The organism is Arthrobacter terricola, from assembly GCF_004354015.1.
In the GTDB taxonomy this organism is placed as follows: domain Bacteria; phylum Actinomycetota; class Actinomycetes; order Actinomycetales; family Micrococcaceae; genus Arthrobacter; species Arthrobacter terricola.
Genome location: NZ_SMRU01000108.1, coordinates 1 through 1,046, shown reverse-complemented (window position 1 = coordinate 1,046; position 1,046 = coordinate 1). Strand labels below are relative to the sequence as shown.

Below are 1,046 nucleotides of genomic sequence, written 5' to 3'. Positions count from 1 at the left end.
TTGTCCTGGTCCGAGGCGTTGGCCGCGGGCCGGGCGTCGACGGTGTTCACCACGCACACCCCGGTCCCGGCGGGGATCGACCGGTTCGAGGCCGTGCAGATCCGGCACTTCTTCGACGCGGGCCTGGCCCCGGACGTGCCCGTGGAGAACGTGCTGGACCTGGGCCAGGAAAACTACGAGGGCGGCAACCCTGCGGTGTTCAACATGGCCGTGATGGGCCTGCGCCTGGCCCAGCGCGCCAACGGCGTGGCCAAACTCCACGGCGTTGTCTCGCGTGAAATGTTCTCCGGGCTCTGGCCCGGATTCGACCACTCCGAAGTCCCCATCACCTCCGTCACCAACGGCGTCCACGTCCCCACGTGGATCGATCCGAAGATGACCGAACTGGCGGTAAAGCACTTTGGCAGCACCGATGTGGACGCGACCGGCTGGGAGAAGATCTACGACGTCGAGGACGACGAACTGTGGCGGTTGCGGCGCACCCTGCGCAGCGCCCTGGTGGAGGACGTCCGTCGTCGTTTGCGGGCGTCGTGGAAGAAACGCGGCGCGGCCGATGCCGAACTGCGCTGGACCGACAAAGTCCTGGACCCGGACGTGCTCACCATCGGATTCGCCCGCCGCGTGCCCACCTACAAACGCCTCACCCTCATGCTCCGAGACCCCGCACGCCTCAAAGCCCTGCTCCTGGACCCCCAACACCCCATCCAGCTCGTCATCGCCGGCAAATCCCACCCGGCCGATGACGCGGGCAAGAAAATGATCCAGGACCTCGTCAAATTCACCGACGACCCCGAGGTCCGCCACCGCATCGTGTTCCTGCCCAACTACGACATCGCCATGGCCCGCACCCTCTTCCCCGGCTGCGACGTCTGGCTCAACAACCCCCTGCGCCCCCTGGAAGCCTGCGGCACCTCCGGCATGAAAGCAGCCATCAACGGCTCCCTGAACCTCTCCGTGCTCGATGGCTGGTGGGACGAAATGTACGACGGCGAAAACGGCTGGGCCATCCCCACCGCCAACAACGACGCCTCACCCACCGAACGCGA

The 1,046-nt window shown here is 66.3% G+C and carries 1 protein-coding gene; it reads left to right on the top strand.

What is annotated here, in order from left to right:
• Nucleotides 1-1,046, top strand: a 1,046-nt coding sequence (glgP, locus tag E1809_RS26495) for an alpha-glucan family phosphorylase (RefSeq protein ID WP_133207181.1), incomplete at both ends; no start/stop codon positions are given.